Origin of the sequence: Mycobacterium sp. E796 (assembly GCF_001672815.1) — a bacterium.
In the GTDB taxonomy this organism is placed as follows: Bacteria; Actinomycetota; Actinomycetes; order Mycobacteriales; family Mycobacteriaceae; genus Mycobacterium.
Map to the genome: position 1 here is coordinate 1 of NZ_LZKK01000134.1, position 2,734 is coordinate 2,734.

The 2,734-nt window shown below is 69.9% G+C and carries 4 protein-coding genes; 1 reads left to right on the plus strand and 3 read right to left on the minus strand.

Translation table 11 applies throughout. From position 1 onward, the window contains the following. Positions 1-792 (minus strand): FAD-binding oxidoreductase (locus A5706_RS10405; RefSeq protein WP_156767050.1); only part of this gene is annotated, 792 nt, incomplete at its 3' end. Between the two features lie 258 nt (positions 793-1,050). On the opposite strand from A5706_RS10405, the gene A5706_RS10410 reads away from it, so the two are divergent. Continuing rightward, a complete protein-coding gene (locus tag A5706_RS10410; RefSeq protein WP_068129844.1) occupies positions 1,051-1,527 on the plus strand; it encodes a DUF732 domain-containing protein in 477 nt (158 codons plus the stop codon). Here the strand turns inward: A5706_RS10410 and A5706_RS10415 are convergent. Together A5706_RS10415 and A5706_RS10420 are read right to left on the minus strand one after the other, a co-directional pair. Further along, complete coding sequence (locus tag A5706_RS10415) at positions 1,524-1,790, minus strand: DUF3017 domain-containing protein (RefSeq protein WP_068129850.1); 267 nt, start codon at positions 1,788-1,790, stop codon at positions 1,524-1,526. The two genes, A5706_RS10410 and A5706_RS10415, sit on opposite strands and share 4 nt — an antisense overlap. A 10-nt stretch (positions 1,791-1,800) precedes the next feature. Next, entirely contained in the window at positions 1,801-2,643 is an 843-nt protein-coding gene (locus A5706_RS10420; protein ID WP_068129847.1) for a bifunctional methylenetetrahydrofolate dehydrogenase/methenyltetrahydrofolate cyclohydrolase, read from the minus strand. Between the last annotated feature and the right edge of the window lie 91 nt (positions 2,644-2,734).

The window sequence follows — 2,734 nt, forward strand, 5'->3', positions numbered from 1 at the left end:
GCCGGCGAGCACCTGCACCGCCGACGCCGGCGGGAAGTCCAGCCGGACGACGTCGCTGTCGGCGGTCGCGAACGTGGCGAACGTCATCGACGTCGTGACCCCGAAATTGCCACCGCCGCCACCGCGCAACGCCCAGAACAGATCCGGATGATCGTTGGCGGACGCGGTGACCACGTCGCCACTGGGCAACACCACCGTGGCCGACTGCAGGGCATCGCAGGTCAAACCCGCATGGCGGCAGTCGGCGCCCACCCCGCCACCCAGTGCCAGTCCCCCGATGCCGACGCTCGGGTAGGTGGCGGTGGGGATCGCGCGCCCGGCGCCGGCCAGCCCTTGGTGCACCGCGTACAGCGTGGTCGCCGGCGTGACCGTGGCATTGCCGGCACCGTCGACGTTCACTCCTCCCGGCAGCCCGCGCAGGTCGATGACCATCGCGCCGTTCGGACTCGACGCGCCGATGTACGAATGCCCGCCCCCGCGCGGGGCGATCTTGAGCCCGTTGGCCGTCGCGAACGCGACCGCCTTCTGCACGTCGGCCTGCGACGACACCTTGACCACCGCCGCCGGATTGGAATTGTTGTAAAGCGAGTTGAAAACCTGCTTGCCCGTGGAGAATTGGGCGCCGCTCGCGGGCAGCAAGACGTTGCCCCCGATGGAGGACGCCAGGCCGCCCCAACCGGCGGCGGGGTCCGCTGCGGCGCGCGCGCTGCCGAAAACCGCTCCGGTGGCCAGCATTCCGACGGCGCCGCGAATGAACGTCTGACGCGAGATGCCCCTGTGATTCGTCGTCATGGGCCGGATTCTGGTCCAAACCGCCACTGAAAATCCGGCCTCCGCCCGAGTGTCAGGTCACAGTGTGGCCTCGATCCGCCGCCGCCTGCCGCGGCACCTCGCGGCCCAATAAGCGACGTCGCGCGCGCGATCCCCTCACGAAACGCTTATTGTGCAAACCTTTATCGCACCGTGTTGTAAACGTGACAGAAATAGACCAGAGTTCCACAAGTGACTGGAGTGCCCCCAGAGCACCCGGCAAGAGACGGGGAGGTTGGCATGAAGGCACTTACAGCGGAGACCCAGCGGTGGATCTGGGTGTTTCGTCACCAGCCGCTGACCATCCGCCTGCTGGCCGCGACCGCGGCCCTGCTCACCGTGGCCGCCGCCTTCGCGGCCCCGGCCGAGGCGGACCCGGCCGCCGACGACGCCTTCATCGACGCGTTGAACCACGCCGGCATCGACTTCGGCGAACCCGGCAACGCGATGTCGGTCGGCGAGTCGATCTGCCCGATGCTCGCCCAGCCGGGCGGGAACTTCGCCGCCGTCGCGGCCACCGTCAGCCACCGGGGCCTGTCACCTCAGATGGCAAAGCTGTTCACCACCATCGCGATTCAGTCGTACTGCCCGCAGGAGATGGCCAACATCGCCAGCGGCAACCCGGCCGCCGGCATTCCCGGAGGCCTGCCCGGGCTGGCCGGCGGCATTCCCGGTGGTATCCCCGGCATCCACCAGATCCCCGGAATGCCCGGTTAGCGCGTTCCCAGCGGGTCGATCGTCGACGCGATATAGACCATCGCCGCGGCCACCGTCGCGGTGGTCAAAAAATCGATCCCCCGGCTGCGGACGACCAGCAGGCCGGCCCGCTCGTCGGACAACACCAACCGCAGTACCGCCGCCACCCCGACACCGATGCCGATCAGCAGGGCGCCGCGGCGCCAGAAGTTGGCCGCCGCCAAGACAAATGCCGCCGCGAAGATCAGCTCGACCAGCAGGATAGGCCACTGGGCCCGCAGCATCGCGCGCACGCTACCCCTCGGCCAACTCGACGACGTTGGTCAACAGGAACGCGCGGGTAAGCGGCCCGACGCCACCGGGATTCGGCGACACATGACCGGCCACCTCCCACACGTCGGGATGCACGTCGCCGGCGAGCTTGCCGTCCACCCGGCCGACGCCGACGTCGACGACGGCGGCGCCGGGACGGACCATGTCGGCCGTCAGCATGTGCGGCACGCCCACGGCGGCCACGATGATGTCCGCCTGCCTGGTCAGCGCCGGCAGGTCGCGAGTCTTGGTGTGGCACAACGTCACCGTGGCGTTCTCCGAGCGGCGCGTCAGCAGCAAGCCCAGGGGGCGCCCGACCGTCACGCCGCGGCCGATGACGACCACGTGCGCGCCGGCGATCTCGACGTCGTAGCGCCGCAGCAGGTGCACGATGCCGCGCGGGGTGCACGGCAGCGGCGCCGGATCCATCAGCACCAGCCGGCCCAGGTTGGTCGGGTGCAGCCCGTCGGCGTCCTTGCGCGGGTCGACGCGCTGCAGCGCCGCGTTCTCGTCCAGCTGTTTCGGCAGCGGCAACTGCACGATGTAGCCGGTGCACTCCGGGTTGGCGTTCAGCTCGTCGATGGTTTCGTTGAGCTGGGCGGTGGTGATGTCGGCGGGCAGGTCGCGGCGGATCGACGTGATGCCGACCTTGGCGCAGTCCGCGTGTTTGCCGCGCACGTAGGCCTGCGACCCGGGGTCGTCACCGACCAGGATGGTGCCCAGGCCGGGGGTGCGGCCCGCTGCCGTCAGCGCGGCCACCCGCCGGGTGAGGTCGACGAAGATTTCGTCCCGGGTGGCCTTGCCGTCCAGCGTGATTGCGCCCACGCCTGACAGTCTGGCACGCCCAGCGCTGTGCCCGATGATGGCGACCCGCTTCGCCCGGCTACCGCCGATGATGGCGACCCGCTTCGCCCGG

Excerpts from the sequence above, each read along its gene's own strand:
- A5706_RS10410 (WP_068129844.1), top strand. The coding sequence starts at position 1,051 with ATGAAGGCACTTACAGCGGAGACCCAGCGGTGGATCTGGGTGTTTCGT.
- A5706_RS10415 (WP_068129850.1), bottom strand. The coding sequence starts at position 1,790 with ATGCTGCGGGCCCAGTGGCCTATCCTGCTGGTCGAGCTGATCTTCGCG.